The sequence below is a fragment of the Pyrobaculum islandicum DSM 4184 genome (genome assembly GCF_000015205.1).
Classification (GTDB): Archaea; Thermoproteota; Thermoprotei; order Thermoproteales; family Thermoproteaceae; genus Pyrobaculum; species Pyrobaculum islandicum.
Window position 1 is genome coordinate 395,916 of sequence record NC_008701.1, and the last position, 18,474, is coordinate 414,389.

20 protein-coding genes and 3 tRNA genes are annotated in these 18,474 nt (G+C 55.2%); 8 read left to right on the forward strand and 15 right to left on the reverse strand.

Annotated elements, in window-relative coordinates:
* Positions 1 to 2: 2 nt before the first annotated feature.
* The 5 genes from PISL_RS02090 to PISL_RS02110 form a co-directional block, all read right to left on the reverse strand.
* Positions 3 to 872 (reverse strand): DMT family transporter, encoded by an 870-nt coding sequence (locus PISL_RS02090; protein WP_011762164.1) that lies wholly within the window; start codon positions 870 to 872, stop codon positions 3 to 5.
* The gene (locus PISL_RS02095) at positions 869 to 2,419 is read right to left on the reverse strand and encodes a helix-turn-helix domain-containing protein (RefSeq protein ID WP_011762165.1); all 1,551 of its coding nucleotides are present in this window, start codon (positions 2,417 to 2,419) and stop codon (positions 869 to 871) included. Before PISL_RS02095 ends, PISL_RS02090 begins: the two co-directional genes overlap by 4 nt.
* 422 nt (positions 2,420 to 2,841) lie before the next feature.
* Positions 2,842 to 4,194, reverse strand: a complete 1,353-nt coding sequence (locus PISL_RS02100; protein ID WP_011762166.1) for a CAP domain-containing protein — start codon at positions 4,192 to 4,194, stop codon at positions 2,842 to 2,844.
* A 52-nt stretch (positions 4,195 to 4,246) separates the two neighbouring features.
* On the reverse strand, positions 4,247 to 4,906 hold the full coding sequence (locus PISL_RS02105; RefSeq protein ID WP_011762167.1) for a hypothetical protein: 660 nt from the start codon (positions 4,904 to 4,906) through the stop codon (positions 4,247 to 4,249).
* The gene (locus PISL_RS02110; protein ID WP_011762168.1) at positions 4,887 to 5,492 is read right to left on the reverse strand and encodes a cysteine hydrolase family protein; all 606 of its coding nucleotides are present in this window, start codon (positions 5,490 to 5,492) and stop codon (positions 4,887 to 4,889) included. Before PISL_RS02110 ends, PISL_RS02105 begins: the two co-directional genes overlap by 20 nt.
* 47 nt (positions 5,493 to 5,539) lie before the next feature.
* Here PISL_RS02110 and PISL_RS02115 point away from each other — a divergent pair, with 47 nt between their 5' ends.
* The 6 genes from PISL_RS02115 (at position 5,540) to PISL_RS02135 (ending at position 7,964) form a co-directional block, all read left to right on the forward strand.
* The gene (locus PISL_RS02115) at positions 5,540 to 5,914 is read left to right on the forward strand and encodes a RidA family protein (protein WP_011762169.1); all 375 of its coding nucleotides are present in this window, start codon (positions 5,540 to 5,542) and stop codon (positions 5,912 to 5,914) included.
* Between the two features lie 22 nt (positions 5,915 to 5,936).
* Entirely contained in the window at positions 5,937 to 6,251 is a 315-nt protein-coding gene (locus tag PISL_RS02120) for a hypothetical protein (RefSeq protein WP_011762170.1), read from the forward strand.
* Positions 6,230 to 6,847: a hypothetical protein gene (locus tag PISL_RS02125; RefSeq protein WP_011762171.1), complete on the forward strand. Its 618-nt coding sequence runs from the start codon at positions 6,230 to 6,232 to the stop codon at positions 6,845 to 6,847. The genes PISL_RS02120 and PISL_RS02125 overlap by 22 nt, the downstream gene beginning before the upstream one ends.
* Positions 6,848 to 7,064: 217 nt before the next feature.
* Entirely contained in the window at positions 7,065 to 7,316 is a 252-nt protein-coding gene (locus PISL_RS02130) for a hypothetical protein (protein ID WP_011762172.1), read from the forward strand.
* A gap of 122 nt (positions 7,317 to 7,438) precedes the next feature.
* Entirely contained in the window at positions 7,439 to 7,579 is a 141-nt protein-coding gene (locus PISL_RS10555) for a hypothetical protein (protein WP_167827602.1), read from the forward strand.
* A complete protein-coding gene (locus PISL_RS02135; RefSeq protein ID WP_011762173.1) occupies positions 7,551 to 7,964 on the forward strand; it encodes a pepsin/retropepsin-like aspartic protease family protein in 414 nt (137 codons plus the stop codon). Before PISL_RS10555 ends, PISL_RS02135 begins: the two co-directional genes overlap by 29 nt.
* Positions 7,965 to 8,499: 535 nt before the next feature.
* Here PISL_RS02135 and PISL_RS02140 read toward each other — a convergent pair.
* The 7 genes from PISL_RS02140 to PISL_RS02170 form a co-directional block, all read right to left on the reverse strand.
* Positions 8,500 to 8,775 (reverse strand): winged helix-turn-helix domain-containing protein, encoded by a 276-nt coding sequence (locus PISL_RS02140; RefSeq protein ID WP_011762174.1) that lies wholly within the window; start codon positions 8,773 to 8,775, stop codon positions 8,500 to 8,502.
* On the reverse strand, positions 8,747 to 9,364 hold the full coding sequence (locus PISL_RS02145) for a hypothetical protein (RefSeq protein WP_245218442.1): 618 nt from the start codon (positions 9,362 to 9,364) through the stop codon (positions 8,747 to 8,749). The genes PISL_RS02140 and PISL_RS02145 overlap by 29 nt, the downstream gene beginning before the upstream one ends.
* 104 nt (positions 9,365 to 9,468) lie before the next feature.
* A complete protein-coding gene (locus tag PISL_RS11265; RefSeq protein ID WP_011762176.1) occupies positions 9,469 to 10,263 on the reverse strand; it encodes a hypothetical protein in 795 nt (264 codons plus the stop codon).
* A 49-nt stretch (positions 10,264 to 10,312) separates the two neighbouring features.
* Positions 10,313 to 11,866, reverse strand: a complete 1,554-nt coding sequence (locus tag PISL_RS02155; protein WP_011762177.1) for a hypothetical protein — start codon at positions 11,864 to 11,866, stop codon at positions 10,313 to 10,315.
* A gap of 342 nt (positions 11,867 to 12,208) precedes the next feature.
* Complete coding sequence (locus tag PISL_RS02160; RefSeq protein WP_011762178.1) at positions 12,209 to 12,685, reverse strand: SAM-dependent methyltransferase; 477 nt, start codon at positions 12,683 to 12,685, stop codon at positions 12,209 to 12,211.
* Positions 12,686 to 13,374: 689 nt separating this feature from the next.
* Positions 13,375 to 13,448 (reverse strand) — tRNA-Thr (locus PISL_RS02165).
* Between the two features lie 420 nt (positions 13,449 to 13,868).
* Positions 13,869 to 13,983, reverse strand: a tRNA-Pro gene (locus PISL_RS02170).
* Positions 13,984 to 14,031: 48 nt separating this feature from the next.
* Between PISL_RS02170 and PISL_RS02175 the strand changes: the two genes are divergently transcribed.
* Complete coding sequence (locus tag PISL_RS02175) at positions 14,032 to 14,793, forward strand: carbon-nitrogen hydrolase family protein (RefSeq protein WP_011762180.1); 762 nt, start codon at positions 14,032 to 14,034, stop codon at positions 14,791 to 14,793.
* Between the two features lie 5 nt (positions 14,794 to 14,798).
* Positions 14,799 to 15,287, forward strand: a complete 489-nt coding sequence (tsaA, locus tag PISL_RS02180; protein WP_011762181.1) for a tRNA (N6-threonylcarbamoyladenosine(37)-N6)-methyltransferase TrmO — start codon at positions 14,799 to 14,801, stop codon at positions 15,285 to 15,287.
* Between the two features lie 13 nt (positions 15,288 to 15,300).
* Here the strand turns inward: tsaA and PISL_RS02185 are convergent.
* The 3 genes from PISL_RS02185 to glmS form a co-directional block, all read right to left on the reverse strand.
* Positions 15,301 to 15,412 (reverse strand) — tRNA-Gln (locus PISL_RS02185).
* Positions 15,413 to 15,450: 38 nt separating this feature from the next.
* Entirely contained in the window at positions 15,451 to 16,542 is a 1,092-nt protein-coding gene (locus tag PISL_RS02190) for a nucleotidyltransferase family protein (RefSeq protein ID WP_011762182.1), read from the reverse strand.
* 1 nt (position 16,543) lies between these two features.
* A complete protein-coding gene (gene glmS, locus PISL_RS02195; RefSeq protein ID WP_011762183.1) occupies positions 16,544 to 18,355 on the reverse strand; it encodes a glutamine--fructose-6-phosphate transaminase (isomerizing) in 1,812 nt (603 codons plus the stop codon).
* Between the last annotated feature and the right edge of the window lie 119 nt (positions 18,356 to 18,474).

The following is an 18,474-nucleotide window of genomic DNA, read 5'->3' on the forward strand; positions in this document are numbered from 1 at the left end:
GCTCACGTTCTCTTCTTCGCCTTCGCAACCTCCTCAAGAACAGCCATTACTCCGCCAATGATTATTAACGCGCCTCCCAACATCGCTGTCTTAGCCGGGACCTGCCCCAGGAAGATGTAGGCAAAGAGCGTCGCGAATACAGGGTCTAAATAGCTAAGGATCGAAGCTGTGTGAATGCTTATCTTCCTTAAGCTGTCGTACCATAGGAATAAAGCCAGTAGTGTATTTACTAAAGCCGAAACTAGCACAATAGCTATATTGTAAGCGTTAAGCTCGAAATGCAGGATTAGTAGAAATGGGGAGGTGATGGCGGTCGATATCAAAGTCTGGCAAAGCACCAACTCCAGCGGATTAGTCAATTTACCAACAGATAACTTGTTAAACACTATTAGCAAGCCGTAGCTCACTCCGCTGAGAATCGCCAAAATAAGCCCTAAGCTCGCGCCAGCCCCCTCCGAAACCATCGTCACAAATGGATTTATTATGACGGAAAGGCCGGCGAACGAAATCGCTGCAGACAGCAGTTTAACCCTACTCAATTTTTCACCGACGAAGTGCATCACGAACATGGAGAAGACGGGCCCCGTGTAGTAGATCATAACAGCTATAGAAACTGGGAGCATCGCCACGGAGTAGAATAGGAAGATCCAGTTAAGCGCCAAAAACACGCCTGAAGCCGCGATGAACCTATCCCTCAACAGCTGGACCTTGACGTTTCTGAGGAGCAAGAGCAGAGAGAGGGCTGTGAAGAAGACTCTGAAAAATACAAACACGGGAGACGGCAGGCCGGAGTATATGGAGAGTATAGATACGCTTCCCCAGATCGCTGTGGTTACAACCATTTCGAGCACGCCCTCCGCCTTTTTATTCATACCCTTCTAAACACCAACACGTGAGTCCCACCACCCAGCTTCCCCTCGCCCGTCGAATAGATTTTGTAGTGAGATTCAAGTCTCAGCCCACGCTCGGCGGCTTCGGAGATGAACTTCGCAACGGAAGTCTTCCTCTCTTCGATAACGCCTAGTAATAGCGATGTCAGCTCTAGGTGGTAGAAGTTCAGGAAGGCCTTTTCCTCGTCAACTCTATTCTCATCCTTTGTCCCCTCGCTAATATCGACGTAAACCTTAGATAAAATGTTTAGCGCAACTCTCAATTTCCCCTCAACAGCCGCGTTGTAGGCTGAAAGCAACTCCTCTCGAAAAGTCTCCAGCGGTATATCGAGCAAATACACCAAGTGGTGCTTAACCACGTTCAACTTCCTCGCCCTTTCACTGGCAAAGTCGTCTATAAACTCGTCAGCCACTATCAAAACCCCTCCCCTACTCAGCCGGCTGGAGGTCAGCTCGAGGAAGTTGTCTATGTGGTGGGAGGAGCCGAATGAGATAATCGCATCCGTTTTCTCCGGTAATTCATTAAGCGTTGGGAATGTGGAGATCGCTTTAAATAAGTTAGAAGTCTCTACGCAGGTTATGCCTAAATCCAATATCTCCGTCAGCATCCTCTCATGATATGCCGGGCCGCAGCCTAAGCTCACAACGTCTCTGATACCCCTCTTCTCCAACTCATATGCGACGTAGACTGCTTGTTCCGCGTAGCCTGGGTGTAGCGGCTCATACAAAAGGTATTTTAGTGGATCTATATTCCGCTCAAATGATGATCTTCTTAATAACGCGTTTTGGCTGAACTTTCTCACGCCTTCCTTTATCGCCTTGGGAATTGTCAACTTCCCCCTAAGCGTTAGGATTTCCGCATTAAGCACATCGGCAGTTAAACTCTCCTCTAACCCCTCAACCGTTTGGAGATTATTTACTGCGTCGATTAGCATCTTTAAAAATTTGTTTTCAACGTTCTCGTCATATATTAAATCTCTATATCTGGGAATACTTACTTTCCTTGTGTTTTTATACTCGATTGTTGGTAATTCATCTTTTGAGCCATAGATTAATGTTACGATGGCCTCCGCGTCGTCTCCTACGGCCATGTAGAGGTGCTCCCTGCCTCCGTAGAACTTCGCAAAATCTCCCTCGCCAACTAACGACAGCTTGTCCCTGCTCCCGACGATCATCACCCCTTTAATAACTTGCACTACTTCCATTGGCGAGTTCCTGTGGGGTTCAGAGCGCTTTATCGCGTTGGAGCGCAGCTTCATTAGGTATACCTCCTTGTTCTCTACACGCTCTATCAATCGAACTTCAACCCCCTCGTCTTTAACAACTATGTCGTATGTCACGAGTTCGCCAAAGGGAACGCCTAAGGCGTTGGCGATGGCCCAGAGCGTGTTGATGGAGGGGCTTATCTTGTCATTTTCTATCTCCCACAAAGTCGATTTCGAGACACCCGCCAACCTAGCTAACCGCGAAAGGCTGAGGCCCTTTCTCCTCCTCAGCTCAGACAATCTATTCCCAAGCTTATACTCCATAGCCGCTTAGGTTTGATATTTCGAACTTAAAAGAATTACGCCTAGCAGATCTACTGCCTAGATTAACGGGGATTTGTTCGAACCATGAAACGAGCAGGACTTCGGCGGCCTAGATCTCCACAAACCCGTTCGATAATACGAACCCTTCTGCCTCTGCTCGGGGCCAGCCACGCGAAGCTACACAGGGGCTTCAGCGCTTCTGTAGACTAGACCATTACGTATTCCCTATCGGTTGCCCTTCGCGCAATGAGGATGTCGATGTCACTCACAACAGCGTACCTCGACAGAGCCCACACGAAGACCCTCGGCGCCTGGGTCGAAGCACTTACGTCTTTAACGAGCTCAGCAACGGATCTGCAACCCCTGAGGAAGCACGAGTCAGTAGAAACTCAAGCGTGCTCTATGAGGAGGCTGTGGAGTGATCAGCGCTCGGCTGTGTATGTGGCGAGTTGGCAGTACTGAGATGTGGCTTTGGCGCCGGGCTTTGGCTCCCATGTTATCCCTCTCGTGTCTCTCGCCACTATGACAAAGGTGTAGAGGCCGTGCTTCGTGGCGTTAAACGGCACCTCGACTCTGAAGTACCACATGCCTCCGTTTTCCACAGCCACGCCTTCGCAGAACCAGCCGGTTTGATTACCCAACGTGTAGAAACTTCGCCTCACATACGCAGAGGTTGGAACATCGTAGAAGACTGCCACTGGATAGCACCACCGGGTGTAGTTAAACGGCGCCATGGCCCCCTCCACGTACCCCTCGGCGATGAAGTACGTCCCGTTGTAGGCCGGCGGCTTGATCCAGCGAACCCACTTAGACACCATGTAGATTGTCATGTGGGCTTCAGAGCCGTTATACACTATGCCGACAGAGACGTAGTTGTTGCAAGGGTCGAGGAGAGAGCGTCGGTGGCCCCAGTTGGCGTGCGAATCGTTGTAGACCATTGACCTTATCGACCCAACGATGAAGTCTGTCATGTTGAAGTTGCCACATCTAACGGGTTTGCCGTTTAGGAGACATCTCGCCATTGCGCCGTTTTCCTCCGCGGCGTATTTCCCGCCGTCTAGCTTCGTGTAGTAGTAGATGGGGTGTCTCCCCTCCGCGTCGTAGTGGCTGTAGATGCCGGTCTTCAACATGTATTCGGCGCGGTACTGCGGGGTCTTGAGGGGAATCCACCTGACCGGCGGGACGCCCTCCCTCTCCCTAATCTGGTTGAGGTACTCCAGGGCGAGTCTCCGTAGGCCGCTGGGGGTCCCGTTGTAGGTCTCCTCCGGCGGCGTGGGCGGCAGGAGGTAGCGGGCCGTGACCACTCCGCTGTAGCTTCCACAGGGCGTCTCCAGCACAAAGGTGTAGTTTACGGCCGGGGCGCCGCCGAGGTACGGGAGGTACACCGTCGCGTTCCCAGCCACCTCATATACCCGGCCCCCCACCCTCAAAACGCCGCGCGGCACACCCCTCAACTCCACGCGCACCGGCACCTCAGACCCCGCGAAGGACACATACCTGCTGTAGTTCACCTCAGCTCTACACGCCCCCGGCGACACCCCCGCCGCCGCCCTCCGCAGATCCTCCGCCCACCGGCGGACGAGAGAAGTCACGTTAAGGCCGTGTGTTACAAGGCCAGGCGTGGAGTTGTAGAGCCCGCCCTCGGGCACGAGCTTGAGGTGCTTAACCAAGTCGAGGAGCCGCGCGGCAAACAGATGTGCGTACCCATACAGCCAAGAACCGCCCATGAGGTAGAGCGCCAGGGCCAGGAGGAGGATCAAGACAAGCCGCCTCATGTAATACGCAGAACGGAGGCCTTGTATAAGGCGCGCGCCGCCATCCGCGAGCCTATAGTGGGGAGAGTGCGTCCCACGTGAGTAGGAAGACAAACGACGCCAGAGGCACAAGCACGTTGTCGTCTATAGGCGGGAACTCAAACCTCTCCACAAAGCTGGCCAAGACCGCCGCGACCGCCCCCGCGGCCCCTAGGTAGTGCCAGCCGATGGGTATGGAAACAGCCGCCATGGCTAAATTGCCCACCCAGTGCTTCGTCCTCCTCCCAAACAGGAGGTTTCTTACGACGCCCGTGGCCGAGTCGCCCACGGCCATAAAGAGCGCCGGCACAACGCCCAAGCGCCAGTCCCCCAAAAGGCCCCAGCTCGCGGCCACCACGACCCCCCACATAACTGCGAAGGAGACCTCGTACATATTGCCGGGGTCTTGAAACCACCAGAGGAGCCGGCCGGTCCTATGCGGTATGTAGAGCAACACAGCGATTAAAAACGCTGTGGCCGCGGGAACCACCCAGCTTGAAAAACTTGGGACCAACACCGCCACTACGCCGCCGGCTAGCACGTGGATAACCTTCCGGTTGAAATACACCGCCCTCATGTGCCCTAGGCGAGACAGCGGCTTATAGAGCCACCTCGTCAACCCAAGGGCTACGAAGGCGACCCAGGCGCCGAGCGCAGAGGCTAACGCCAGGTCGTTATACAAACTCGACACCATCTGTCTTGGTGAGGGTCACGCGGTAGAGAAAGTCCATCTGCCTGAGGGCGGCGGCGTAGTCGAACTCGTTCAGCGCCGCCACCGCGTCGACGGGCACCACCACGTCGTAGAGCCTCAGCCTAGCGCTGGCAACCGTGTGGAGGACGCAGATGTTGGCCACAGTCCCCGTGACCACTAAGTGCTGGACGCCGTACATCCGGAGTATGTGGTCGAGAGGCGTGCCGAAGAAGGCGTCGTACCTCATCTTCTCCACTACTATGTCCCCCTCCCTGGGCTTCAGCTCGTCTACGATCTCCCAGCCCCAGGTGCCCCTAATGACGTGGGGCCCCCAGATGGGAAACTCCACCGGGTCGTCCCCGTAGTGTGTGTCCTTTGTGTATATCACCCGCACGCCGCTCCTCCTCGCCCTCTCCAAGAGGGAGACGATCCTCGGGATGATCTCGCGGGAGGAAGGCGCGTACAGCCTCCCGTTGGGGTGGGCAAAGTCGTTTTGCATATCTACGACAATTACGGCGGCTCTTTTAGATGGGATAGAGACTCTATCGACGATATTCACCCTGGGCACGCGGACGTAATCAGGCAACATGTCAAAACTCCGAAGCATATTTAAATCTATATCAACCACTTTGAGATATGAAAGAAGTCATCTACACAGAAAACGCCCCCAAGCCCATCGGGCCCTACTCCCAAGCTATTAAAGTAGGGAATATGTTGTTCGTCTCCGGCCAGATACCGGTGGACCCAAAGACTGGGGAGGTGGTAAAGGGCGGGATAAGAGAGCAGACCAGACAAGTCATGGAGAACATAAAAGCGGTGCTGGAGGCCGCCGGCTACACCCTAGAGGACGTAGTGATGGCCTTCGTCTTCCTCGCAGACCTCAACACATTCCAGGAATACAACGAGGTCTACAGCCAGTACTTCAAAAAGCCCCCCGCCCGCGTCACAGTACAAGCCGCCCGCTTGCCAAAAGACGTATTAATAGAGGTGGCAGTTATAGCCGTGAGGTGACGAAGACTCGCAGCGCTGAGAGGTGAAGACGAACCGGGTTCCGACCGTCTTCATAATCGGAGGCGGGAGGGAGGCCATGCTCTGCGCCAAGAAGATAGGCGCGGTGCATATAGACCACTACGCGGAGGTCAACCCAGAGGAGATAGACGGCGGGATCCAGGCACACGTCGAGGACCCAAACCTCGCCATCCTCCTCCTAGACGCCGCCGAGAAGATATACCTCTACCCCGAATTCGCCCAGCTACTCCCCAGCCTCCCCCGGGACAGGGTAGTCGTGGTGGCGCCGGAGGGCCACCCCCTCTGCGCCGAGTATAGATGCGGAGATCCCTGTTCATAGCCACCACATCCCTCACGAGGTCAGGCGTCGAGGCCTGCACAGACTTCCTAGAGGCAACCGCGCCGAGGCTTGGCGAGTTCTGGCTACCACTCCCTAGGGAGCTCTGCGCCGGCCGGCCAGTAGACCTAGGCCCCCTGGAGAAGTACCTAGAGCCCCTCCTAGCCCTCTACCACGAGGTAGAGGCAGACTGGCGTTGCTACGGCTCCGCCGAGGACCTCCGGCGGAGGGAGATGGCCACGGCCAAACTAGCCGCCTTGGTCATAAAGGCGAGGGTATATGGGAAAATCGACCTAAGGGAGTGGGACGCCTACTTCAGCCGCCCGCCGAGCCCCCCGCCCACCCCCTCCCTCGTCTTCGGCGCCGTGGGAGGAGAGGAGCTCGTGATATGCGGAGCCTACCCGCCCAACCCAATAGAAGCCGCACACGAGCTGTGGCACACCCTCACCCCACAGAAGAAGACAGAACTAGCCATGTGGATCACCAAATTCATAGCACATATAGTAGACAGCATAAACCTCGACGAGGCATACCACAAACTCATAAGAGAAGGCTGGGAAAACGCATACAAGACAATACTAGGCAACTCGGGGCCATAACCAAAGTGGTGAGGAAAAATTTCCCACTTAGCGGCGCATAACGACCAGTATACACAGTGAATGGGGTAGATCACGCCAATTAGATATTGCATAGGAAATGTGATGCTTATATATTTACCCTAGCTTTCATAGTATGAAGTATATTGCTTTGTTATTATCAGCTATATACATTTATGGAACCACCGTAACCGCAACTTAGCACTTTGAGAGCTACGGCGTGACAGTTGATGTAAAATACGCAGCAGATATAGAATCCACTATCTCAAAATCCTACATATTGTGGCCCGGAGAGGAGATTGCGCTCTCGTTACAGCCAAAGAGCGGTAAATTAACGCTAGACATATCTGTGAGACAAGACGTGCCTCTGATAGGTGGCCTACACCTCAGCCGCGAAATTGACATAAAGCCCGACAAGCGGCGCGAAATTGAATACGGCGTGTTACCAGGTATGACCCCCTCCCCGCCCTGAAGGGCGGGGCTTGTTGTTTACGCTGTCACAAAGCGTTAGGTGTGGCCGAAGTTTAAAAGCCACGCGGCCTCTACGCCGCCGCGTGATAGCAAAATTTTTAAAATATAGACGACACTCCGTTTGTGGAGGAGCTTCCGCGAGAGGTGGAGCTTCTGCTCGAGGCGTATAGGGAGGCTAAGAGGCCCCAGATCAAGATAGGTTACATCAGGGTGAAGAGGGTAGTGGGTGTTTTCTATGGCGTTGAGGGTGAGGATAAGACTTAGGGCCGGAAGGCGCGAGGTCGAGACCTCCGCGCTTGTAAACACCGGCTTTGAGTCCTCTGCTCCTGACGTGGCGGTTCCCGTAGAGGTGGCTAGGAGGCTCGGCTTGTGGCCTCCCAAGTCGGCCAGAGTCGTGTCGGCCGATACGGGCGGCGGCGAGGTTGAGATGGTGTATATTGAGGCAGGCGCTGAGATCGAAGTGGAGGGGAGGCGGGCCTCTGTAAACATACTCGTGAACCCCTACATCGACGAGGTTTTAATAAGCGACTTCCTAGCTGGGGAGCTGGGCATCGTCATACTCGACGCGAAGAGGGGGCACTGGCGTTTTAAAGATGAGGAGACGTTGAGGAGCTCCGTAGAGCCGCAACGCTGGCCCCGCCGCGGCTAAACCCAACAGTTGGCCTAATTCCAGTAGCTGAAAGAAATTAAATCAGACTTTATTCTACATGAGCTGAGTGGTACTCTACGGTAAATAGAAAGGCCTTATTCATGGAGACAAGCCTCAAACACCGCCTCAACGACCGCGCTCCCCGCCCTGAAGGGCGGGGTTTCTCCTCGCCCAAGCCGTCGTGGACATCCAGCATGCCTCGGGCGTGGGTCGTCGGGCATGGGGCCGGACGACACACGGCCCTTCTCCAGACACGACCGGGACAGAGCCCCTCATTTGGGGAGAGGCGTACGCGTTTAAGTCTTCTGTCTACATCCCTTCCCAGGTCTCGGCCGCTGCCCGGGGTTGGTGGGCCGCGTCGGGGCGGGTATCGCGGCGGGGCGTCCCCCCGCGGGGGCCATCTGCCGTTGACCCGCCGCATGGCGCGCACCGCTGTTTAAGCCCTTCTCTGCCTTCTTCACCGATCTGCCGTGAAAAATATACTCGTACCCACCCCCCGCCCTAAAGGGCGAGGCTTATCGTTTGCGTTATCACGCTACTTCCTCTTTACGTCTCTAGGCTCCTCTCCCGTTAGTTCTTTTATAAGCTGGGCAAGCCTAGCCGCGGCCTCTGCCCCCTTGGGCGTCAGTCTCAGCTCCTCGTCGCCCGTTACGAACCCCCTCTCTTTTAGATACTCCACGTATTGCTGAAAGCGGCTGTAGCTCACCCCGGACAGCAACGCCGCCTCTCTCCTGCTACGTCCATCTGCGAGAAGGAGCAGGATTTTCGTCACAACGTGGAGATCAGGATAGAATCTCCCTCGCCTTTTCATAAAACACCTCGGCCCTCCTAGCCAGCTCGGCTGACCGCATCACAAGCCTCCACGCCAGGACCAACGCCACCGCCAAGGCGCTGTAGAAGGAGGCGGCCCACAGAGCCGTGTACAAAACCCAGCCGGCTGACCCCCAGAACACGTCCCCCGTCGCAACCGCTATGAACCTCCCTCCCGGGGCCACGCTCCCCACGGCCCTTACGTGCAACACCACCTCTGTTACGTTGCCGACGGGAAACGCCGGAGCTCCCTCAACCACCATCAGGGGAGTTGTGTAGAGATACAGCGAGGTGGTTGCGACAAACGCAAGCGCCGCGTAGGACGCGACGTACAAAACAGGAGCCGCGACGCAGACACCCCCGCGTCTGTGGAACAGCTCCAGCAGATCCAGCCCCCCGGCCCCCTTCCTCCCGGGGAGAAGGCCGACAACCGCGGTGGCCACCGCCGAGGCGGCCGTGGCCAGAAAGACAAAGCCCCCCACGGCGCCTCCAACATAGAGGAGGAACAAGACAGGCAACAGCCACACGTGAACCAGGGTTAGGTAGAGGAGGGGAGGAGCCCACCTGCACAGACGGAAAAGTAGAGACATGGAACGGAGAGGAGCTCTACTTAATAACATTTACAGAAAAACAAACCGAGACGTCGAGAAAAAAGATGGGTTTTTGGAGAGACATTATTACCAGTAGTATAGCGTTAGCGTGCCCGAATATCACCGGCCTGGCCGGCGCCCTCTGCGCCGCCTTTCCACTCGATTATACCCCTAGACCAGATCCTGCCGCCGTCTATCACCAGAAGTGTGCCGTTTGGTAACAATTTGAACTCGACTCGTCTGGCCTCACCCCCTCTCATGACTATCTTAACTACAGCAATGGGCCTCCCACCCTCTAGCAATACGGCGGAGCCGTTTGGCAACAGCCTTACCTCAACCTTCTTAACCCCCTCCTTTAGGTTCAGCGCAACTGTGTGTACACCGCCCTGGGGATCTACCATCTTCACAACCCCGTTCTCATATGTGTACGTCACCTTAAACACGCCAGCGCTCAGAGCAACGGCCATCACCGCGGCCGCCAACGCGGCGAGCGCCGCCAGCTTGACCGTTTGGGATTTCTTTTCCATGCCCGCCATTGTGCCGGGACATATAAGCTTTGCATACTCCAAGTCTACAACAGCGGCGGAGATACAACGTAAAACACAGGAGAGAGCCGTCACAACGACGTGCCCCGCCTTAGCCGCAGATACCGGCGCCAGCGCCGCCTGCGCAGAACACGGCGACACGCCGACATGTCGCCAATCGATATTCCAAACTGGCGCCGGCTGTAGCCGCAATTCCACTCCCAACGCCCACGTGAAAACGCCGCTCCACAAGAGGGCTCCAGGCGCGTTGGCCGGCGCCTCTGAGAGCCGCCTCTCTCGCACCACCAAAGCCGTGTACCCCGTCTCGCAACCCGCCGTCTTCCTTTCTTCGCCTCCCACTTGGCCAAAACGCATCTCTACCCACCGCCGGCCCCCTTCGACGAAAAGAGGAAAAGGGAGGGGTTTATCTAGCCTCTATGTATATGCCGGAGGGTACTTGATAGAGGCATGTGTTGCCCCAGATGTCTGTCGCGGTGTATTGGTATTTGCTCACGGCGGCGTATATATACTCAGGGACGTTGTAGTCGGTGGGGACGTCGGGGTGGTCGCCGTAGTTTTTTATCGAGCCTAAGACGTACATCGTGGCGCCCTGTATAGAAAGCGATATGTCTATGCCGGGGAATACGTCTTTAGGCAAAACCGCTGGAACAGGCACTCTCGCCAACACGGCCAACACCACGGCGCCCACTGGAATACCCACTTCAAAATCTGCCTCACATCTGTCGAAATAGGGAAATATCTCGTTGAACTGTATATGCTCGCCGGGCTGAAGAGCCCCGTCTGAAAGCGCCGTGTTGGAAATGACGAGCTGTTGTTTATCTACCCCGCCATAGAAGAGGTTGGCGACTTCCTGGGGCAGACCAAAATCTTTCCCACTTACGATCGTGCTACCGCTGATGTAGATATCGGCTATGTAGAAGTAGTTCTCCTCTTGTATGTAGTCTCTGCCTAAGACGCCTTCGTAGTAGACGTCGTACGAGGCGAAGACGGGCCTCCCCCATATCCAAATCCAGCCAGATCTAGTGGGGCCGAGGAACAGCCCGTTTGCTAAAAAGTACTGCCGGCCTCCCCAACTCCAGCCAGCTAAGCTAATTGAGGGTCCGTAGTCGCCCGGAACCGCTAGAGCGGCGCCGACGGCAACTTGCGAAGTTGCAGGTAAAGTGCCAATGGCAACCCCTACGGACCCGCTGTAGGTATAGTTGTTAACTGCCATAATGACGGGTATTTTCATATACAGCTTGCCGTTGTAGGTTGTGAAGTACGTAGAGGGAAGTACTGAGGTTAAGTTCTCCACACCTACCCAAGCCTTTCTATACCAGCAGATAAACGCCGGGGGATCTGGACTTACTACTTCACACCACGTGTCTTTCGGCGGCTCGACATACGGCAGCTTCATCGAGAGAGGTGTAAAGCTGTAGCTCGTAAACAGCCCCCTCTTCTCTTCTCTATCTACCTTAACCACGTGCCCCCTCCACTCCCCCCTGCCCTTTGCTATATGTAGCGTGTATATCAACTCTCTATCTCCCCTAACCACCTTGGCTGGGTGGTAGTCTAGGAAGTAGGTGGTGTAGAACAGGGGCTTTCCGCTGGTTTTGTTTATAACTGCCAGGCTGACGATAAGCGCTGTGAAGAAGTCCTCGGGGTCGTGCCCCCTAGCCTTTAGTAATTCAGTCCAGTTCCTAGCCACGTCGGCTAGGGCGCCGGCTGATATGTGTACAGAGCCCCGCGTAGGCCCTGAGAAAACTACAGCCTCCCCATCCGGCGTGACGGCTCTTATGAAGACGGCGGCTACCACATCGGGTCTTGTAAAGAGGTCGCTCTTCTTGACGCCGGCCTCGTAGAGCTCAAACCTCAGCGTGATCCCCGGGCTAGGCGTCTGAAACCCCAACATCACAAAGGCAACAGCCGCCAAAGCCGCCAACACCACCAGCTTTATTATCTGAGGCTTCGGAGCCACGCCAGCCGCTATGCCGGGATATATAAGCCTTGTCTACTCCAAGTCTACAACAGCAGCAGAGATACAACGTAAAACAACAAATAGGACGGGGCGGTAGGTGCTACCCCGTCTAGACCCGCGGCGCGATGCTCTCTCACATTCATCCAGCGGCGCCGGCGTCTCAGCCGCAACCGCGGCTCGGCGTGATCGATTCACGACGCCGGCGTCATCCCAGGCGCGTAACTAGAAGACCTCGGATCCCCTCCCCCCGAACACCGCCGATGGCCGCTGGTGACTTCGCCGTGGACTGGCAGAGCCTCGTGGGGGGGGGGGGGGGGCGTAGGTGCGCGATAGGTGCGCGGCTCAGCGGCTTGGGCCTAGCCACCTGGGGAGCCCGCCGCGTGTCTCTTTGAAAAACTCCTCGAACCAGTCGGGAGTTCTGAACTCGTTGACAACGTCGAGGTGGTCGTAGGGCTTTATGTCCAACACGGGGCTCCCGCTCCACGCATCGAGACCTAGGACTCTGAGCCTGGGCGGGTCCACCTCCACGATCTTGACTATGGAGAGAGCGATGGGGTTAGGCCTCTGTGTGAAGCGCGTTGCGAATATGCCCACCTCGGGGAAGTCCTCCCGGCCCCAGGGCCTCAGCCTCAGCTTGACGCCTGGGGTTTCATGGAAGAGCCATATTATGAAGGCGTGGCTGTACTCCTCAAGCCTCCCAGGCCCCTCCACATACTCGTCGAAAACCCTAATCACAGACACGAAGTCGTACTTATCCACCCGCCCCAGCCGCCCGTCCGCGTAGCGGTAGCCGGCGCCAAGCGCCGCCGCGACGCGCACAGAGTTTTCAAACGCCCGGACAAGCCCTATCGCCCTCCAGAGTCCCCGCCGATCTGCGGAAACGCTGGCGGGGTTGACTATCACCTCCGCCCCCGCCGCCGCCACCGCGCAAGCTCCGGGGAGAGCAAGTCTACACATACCAGACAGCAAACTGCGAACTCCCCGGCCCTAAACAGCGCCAGCCCCCCCGGCGAAACCCAGCCCCTCTCCCCCGTAGCCGCCGAGAGAAACACCTTCTCACCCCACGTCAAGAGGCCGCCCCTACCCACCACGGGGCAGACGTTGACAACCGCGCCACCTCGCCTAACCGCGAGACCCCCCACCACCAGCGCCGACACAACCCCCAAACCCCCTCGAGTTCGCCAGCGACGCTTGGCCCCTCCTCCCGCCCGAGGCGAAGCTAGAGCTAGCCAAGTGGGTGGTGGAATACGTCACACAGATCGTAGACAGCATAAACCTAGACGAGGCTTACCACAAGATAACAAGACTCGGGTGGACACAAGCCTACAGGAGGCTGAAGCCAAAGACAAGATGGCCGGCAGAAACAACCGAGCAGAAAACCCAAAGAGCAACCCATGTTGTTTTAATACGAAAGTGACGTATTTTGAGGGGAATTGCGGAACATAAGCGATGTTTTACACGTGGTAATACGACAAACGAAAAACCGATATTACTATACAGGGAGCTAAAGCCCCGGCCGGGATTCGAACCCGGGACCTCCTCATTACCAGTGAGGCGCTCCACCAGGCTGAGCTACCGGGGCAGGATAGAAAATGGCAAGACCTTAAAAATTTTGTCTCCTCTGCCAGTGCGAAGTCGCTCAATCATAGCCCCCCGGCGCCCTCCCCCGCTAATCCACAGCCTTTTGGGCCAAACGCCTAGATCCGGTGTTGTTATAGCTTTTCGTGTTCGGCAGAATCGCCCCCGGTCTCCGCCGTCTCTTCTCCCCTGCCTTCGCCGCCGCCTCCTCGGCTTCTAGCCATAATTGTAGGGGCCTTCTAGCCTTGTAGTGGCGCATGTACACTCTATGGTGCTAGTAGCGAGCGTCTTGTAGGGCGGGGGTCTAGACCTTGAAAAGTTAAATATAAGACGCCGTATAGATGGCGTAGTGATGATCTCTTCGCTGCGCGGAGTTGTGACCATTCCGGCGGAGCTGACACATTGTTTTATACTATAAAGGTAGTGGGGCCGCCGGGATTTGAACCCGGGATCACCGGCGTGCTGGCATCTACGGGGTTTGTCCCCAGGCCGGCCTCAGGGGGCTACGCCCAATCCTAGCCAGGCTAGACTACGGCCCCTTTGCTTTATTGGGTGGAGTTTATTAACTTTTCTATAGTTCACTCGGTGTGAGGATTGCTCTTGTCCAAATGCCTAGGGTTGGGCTTGGGGAGGGGGTTCGCTGGCTTCTGGAGCGGTTGCCTAGGGCTGATGTGGTGGTTTTGCCGGAGTATTGGCTTGGGAGGTCTGTGTTGGATGAAGAGGGCTTGCGCAGGCTTGTGGGGGCTTTTGTGGATGTGGCTTCTGCTGTGGGCGGGGTTGTTGTGGCTGGCGGCGTGGCTGTGGCTGTTGGGTCGTCTGTGAGGGGGGTTTGTCCGGTGGTGGGGCGGGAGGGGCTTTTGACTTGGGGTGAGAAGATCTTCCCGTCGGCTGCCACGGGGGAGAGGGGGTGGCTGTCTCCCGGCTCTAGGCTTGCGCTTTTTGCCGTCTCGGGGTGGGCTGTGGGGTGTTTGATTTGCATAGATCTCATGTATCCGGAGCTCGTGCGGAGGCTTGCGTTGGCGGGGGCTGAGCTAGTTGTAAATCCCGCGAGTATATCTGCCGACAGGAGAGGGCTCTGGGGGGCTGTGGGCCTTGTGCGCGCCTTTGAGAATTCGATCTACGTCGCCTCTGCGGTGGGGACGGGTTTTGAATATGCCGACGGCAGGCCTGTGGCAGGCGGCTCTTACGTGGCTTCTCCTAACGGCGGCTTTAGAAGCTTTGGTTCTGAGGCTGGGGTTTATGTAGCTGAGCTTGATCGTGGGGAGGTTCTTCAAGCTAGGGCTAGGAGGAGGTATTTAGACGATGTAAAGGCCGTGGGGGGCGTTGATTTAAATATCTATGGTCTATAGACGCTATGTCGTGTCCGATTTGCGTCAGGCCTATAGGAGTTGTTGAAGTGGGTCTGCCTAGGTGGGGCAGTGTGGATAGGTTCGACTTTGTGTCTGTGATTAGGGTGTTCGACGAGTATGTGGATGGCCTTGTGGGGCTTGAGGAGTACAGCCACGCCTTTATCCTCTGGCATTTCCACGAGGCAGGGGCGCCGCGTCTTAGGCTGAGGCCGTGGGGGAGGGAGGATCTTCCCGAGGTGGGGATATTTGCCACGCGGTTTCCGCAGCGCCCCAACGCGCTGGCGCTTACGATTGTGAAGATAGTGGAGGTGGATCCGCCTAGGGTCAGAGTGCTTGGGCTAGATGCTTGGAGTGGCAGCCCGGTGTTAGATATCAAGCCTTATGACCACCTCGATGTGGTTAACGAGTTCCGTACGCCGGATTGGGTCGAGGAGTTTTTCAGGGGGTCTGCCGATAAGTTCCCCCGCTGGCTGGGGCCTGCTAGGAAGACGTAGTGTAGAAAGATAATGGTAGCCCGGCCGGGATTCGAACCCGGGCCACGGGTTGTGGGTGCCGGCGGCACTGTCCAAAGCCCCGCATCCCAAGCCGGGTTGTCCTTTGGCCGCTAGACGACCGGGCTCGTCTATATCTTGGTTGTGGGTTTTAAGTTTTTTGTCTCTATTGCCAGCCTGTGGCTGGCTTTAGTGTTGTGCCGGCGGGGATTCTGGCGCCGCGTGGTATTAATGCGCCGAGTTTGTAATATGTCCTGCCTCTTACTTCTACGGGCTCTAGCCTTTCTCTTCCCTCTCTCAATACCGCCATTGTGACTACGTTAGGCTCTAATACGGCCTCCTCTCCGACTATGCTGTATGAGATAAATGAGGCTCTTCCTATAGTCGCCTTTCTGCCTATTAGGCTGTGGCTTATTTCCGCAGCGCTTCCTACCACGGCGTCTTCTTCTATATAGGCGTAGTTACGGATTAGTGTGTGGCTTCCTACGAAGGTTTTTTTGCCGATGTATGCCGGGCCTTTTACTACTGCATAATGGTCTATCTCTGCGCCTTCTTCTACTATGACGGGGCCTTCTATTATTGCAGTGGGGCTTATCTTTGTATTGCTTGCTATGTAGGTGTGTTTCGGCGCGATGTATTCAAGGAGTTGTAGTATGTCCTCTGGGTAGTTTACGTCATGCCAGACGCCGCTCCAGGGGATTGTGGCTATTTTCTTAGTTTTCGCCGCCTCGTTTAATGTTTCGTAAAACGTGGCTTGTAGTATTGTCTTTATTATGTCTCGTGGGAGTAGGGCTACGCCGCCGAAGATCCACTGGCTTTCTCCGCCTATTCTAGCCAGTAGGCCCCCGGCCTTTGTCTCTACAGCCCCGTAGCCTTTTGTCGCTTTTTTTGGCACTATGAGTATTGCGCCGTCTGCTCCCGTCGATATTGTGCCTTCTACTAATGCTCTGAAGGCGGAGGGGTCTACATATACGTCTCCATACGCCAGGAGGATGTGTGTTTCGGCGCCTAGGTGGGTCTCTGCGGCAGCGATGGCTTGTTCTATTCCCTGGCCTCGCTCTTCTACATATATATAGGGCCCTCGCTCTGGGTGGGGAGATACTATATACACTCTGCCGAAGATAGCTAGGAGGGGGTCTGCGACATATTGATAGAGTCTTTTTCCGCCGACTTCTATATAGGTCTTTGGGAGGGGGCCGGTGAGTTTTTCAAAAAGCCCCGGCTTTCCGCCTGCCAATACAACTGGTGCTATCTTCATACTACTCCACGGTGACGGTTTTTGCAAGGTTTCTAGGCTTGTCTGGGTCGTAGCCTTTTTCCACGGCGGTGAAATATGCCAGTAGTTGGAGAGGCACTATATGTAATATAGGCGCGGTGAGTTCTCCCAATTCTGGCACCTCTATGGCGTAGTCTAGTCTTTTGGCAATGTCGCTTTTCATAGGCACTGTGCCTATTGTGTAAGCGCCTCTGGCTTTCATTTCCGCCACGTTGCTTAACGTCTTTTCTCTTGTGTTTGGGTCTGAAAACACAAAGAGGACGGGGAAGCCCTCTTCTACTAACGCGATGGGGCCGTGTTTTGATTCCCCCGCTGGGTAGGCCTCGGCATGTATATACGCCACTTCTTTTAATTTTAGAGCGCCCTCCATAGCCACTGGCAACGCCGCGCCTCTGCCTAGATAATAAGCGCTTGGCTTATTCTTAAGTCTCTTTGCTAGGTCTTTTGCCGCGCCTGCTGTATTTTCTAGTGTTTTTCTCACAAGGTCGGGCAGCGCCTTTATCTCCCGCTCCATGGGGGCTGTATCGTAGCCTAGTGTTTTTAACGCTGCTACATAAAGCGCCGAGAGGGTGGCTACTTGTGTGGTAAAGGTCTTTGTGGCGGCTACGCCTATCTCTGGGCCGGCACGTGTGTAGATAACCGCGTCGCTTTCTCTAGATATTGTACTACCGACGACGTTTGTCACAGCTAGAACTCTGACGCCTTTTTCCCTCATCGTTCTCACCGCTTTTATTGTGTCTATAGTTTCGCCTGATTGTGAAATTGCGACTGCCACATCGCCTTTGTCAAAAAGCTGTTCATATGTGGCGTATTCAGAAGCTACTATTGGAACTGGAGTCACTTTTATACGTAGTAGCAATTGTAGGAAGGCGAGGCCGGCGTGAAGTGACGAGCCGGCGCCGACTATGTAGACATTTCTGGCAGAGAGCAAAGTGTTTGCGGCAGTTTCTAACAAAGGCCACTCAAGCCCTGCGACAGTCGTGGCCAAAGACTCGGGCTGTTCATATATCTCTTTTAACATAAAGTGTGGATAGCCGCCTTTTGTAGCCATTTCTGCACTCCAGGGGATCTCCTCTATGCGGCTGGATACGTCTTGTGACACTCCGTCTGCTTCAATATACACCTGGGTGGGGGTTATGTAGCCGTACTCCCCATCTCTTACCGCTATGACTCTTCTCGTGTAGTCGAGGACTGTTGGTATATCGCTGGCAATTATATTAAAGCCGTCGCCGACGCCAATTATAAGGGGAGATAGATTTCTGGCGAAGTATATTACCTTTGGATTTTCCGCATCTATCAAAGCCACGGCGTAGGCCCCCCTTATTTTTGAAATAGCTTTTTTAAAGGCTGTAAAGGTGTCTACGCCTTGTCTCTTATACTCCTCGACGAGGTGTGCAATAACCTCGGTGTCCGTTTCAGAACGGAATACGTGCCCCTTGGCCAAGAGCTCCTCCTTTAATTCGGCGTAGTTTTCTATAATGCCGTTGTGAACTACAGCAATTATGCCGCCGCAGTCTATATGGGGGTGGGCGTTAGATTGGTCAGGCTTTCCATGGGTAGCCCAGCGGGTATGCGCCACACCGGCTGTGCCTTGTATAGAGTCAAAGTTGTACCGCGCGGCCACCTCTGCGACTTTTCCCGCGTCTTTCCTAACTATTAACAGCCCTCTGTCTACTACGGCGATGCCGGCTGAGTCGTATCCCCTGTATTCAAGCCTTTCTAAAGCTCTTCTCAATATTTCGCCTAAGTTTCTCCTAGGCCTCTCGGCAAATACTATACCAAAAATACCACACATAGGCTTAGTCTATTTATTGTTACATTTAATAGTTTTTCATAGACATCGGCCTTAGACAATTTATCGTCGTCTAGCTCGGCTTTGGGCAGGGCTGTAGTAATGGACGCTTAGGGCTATAG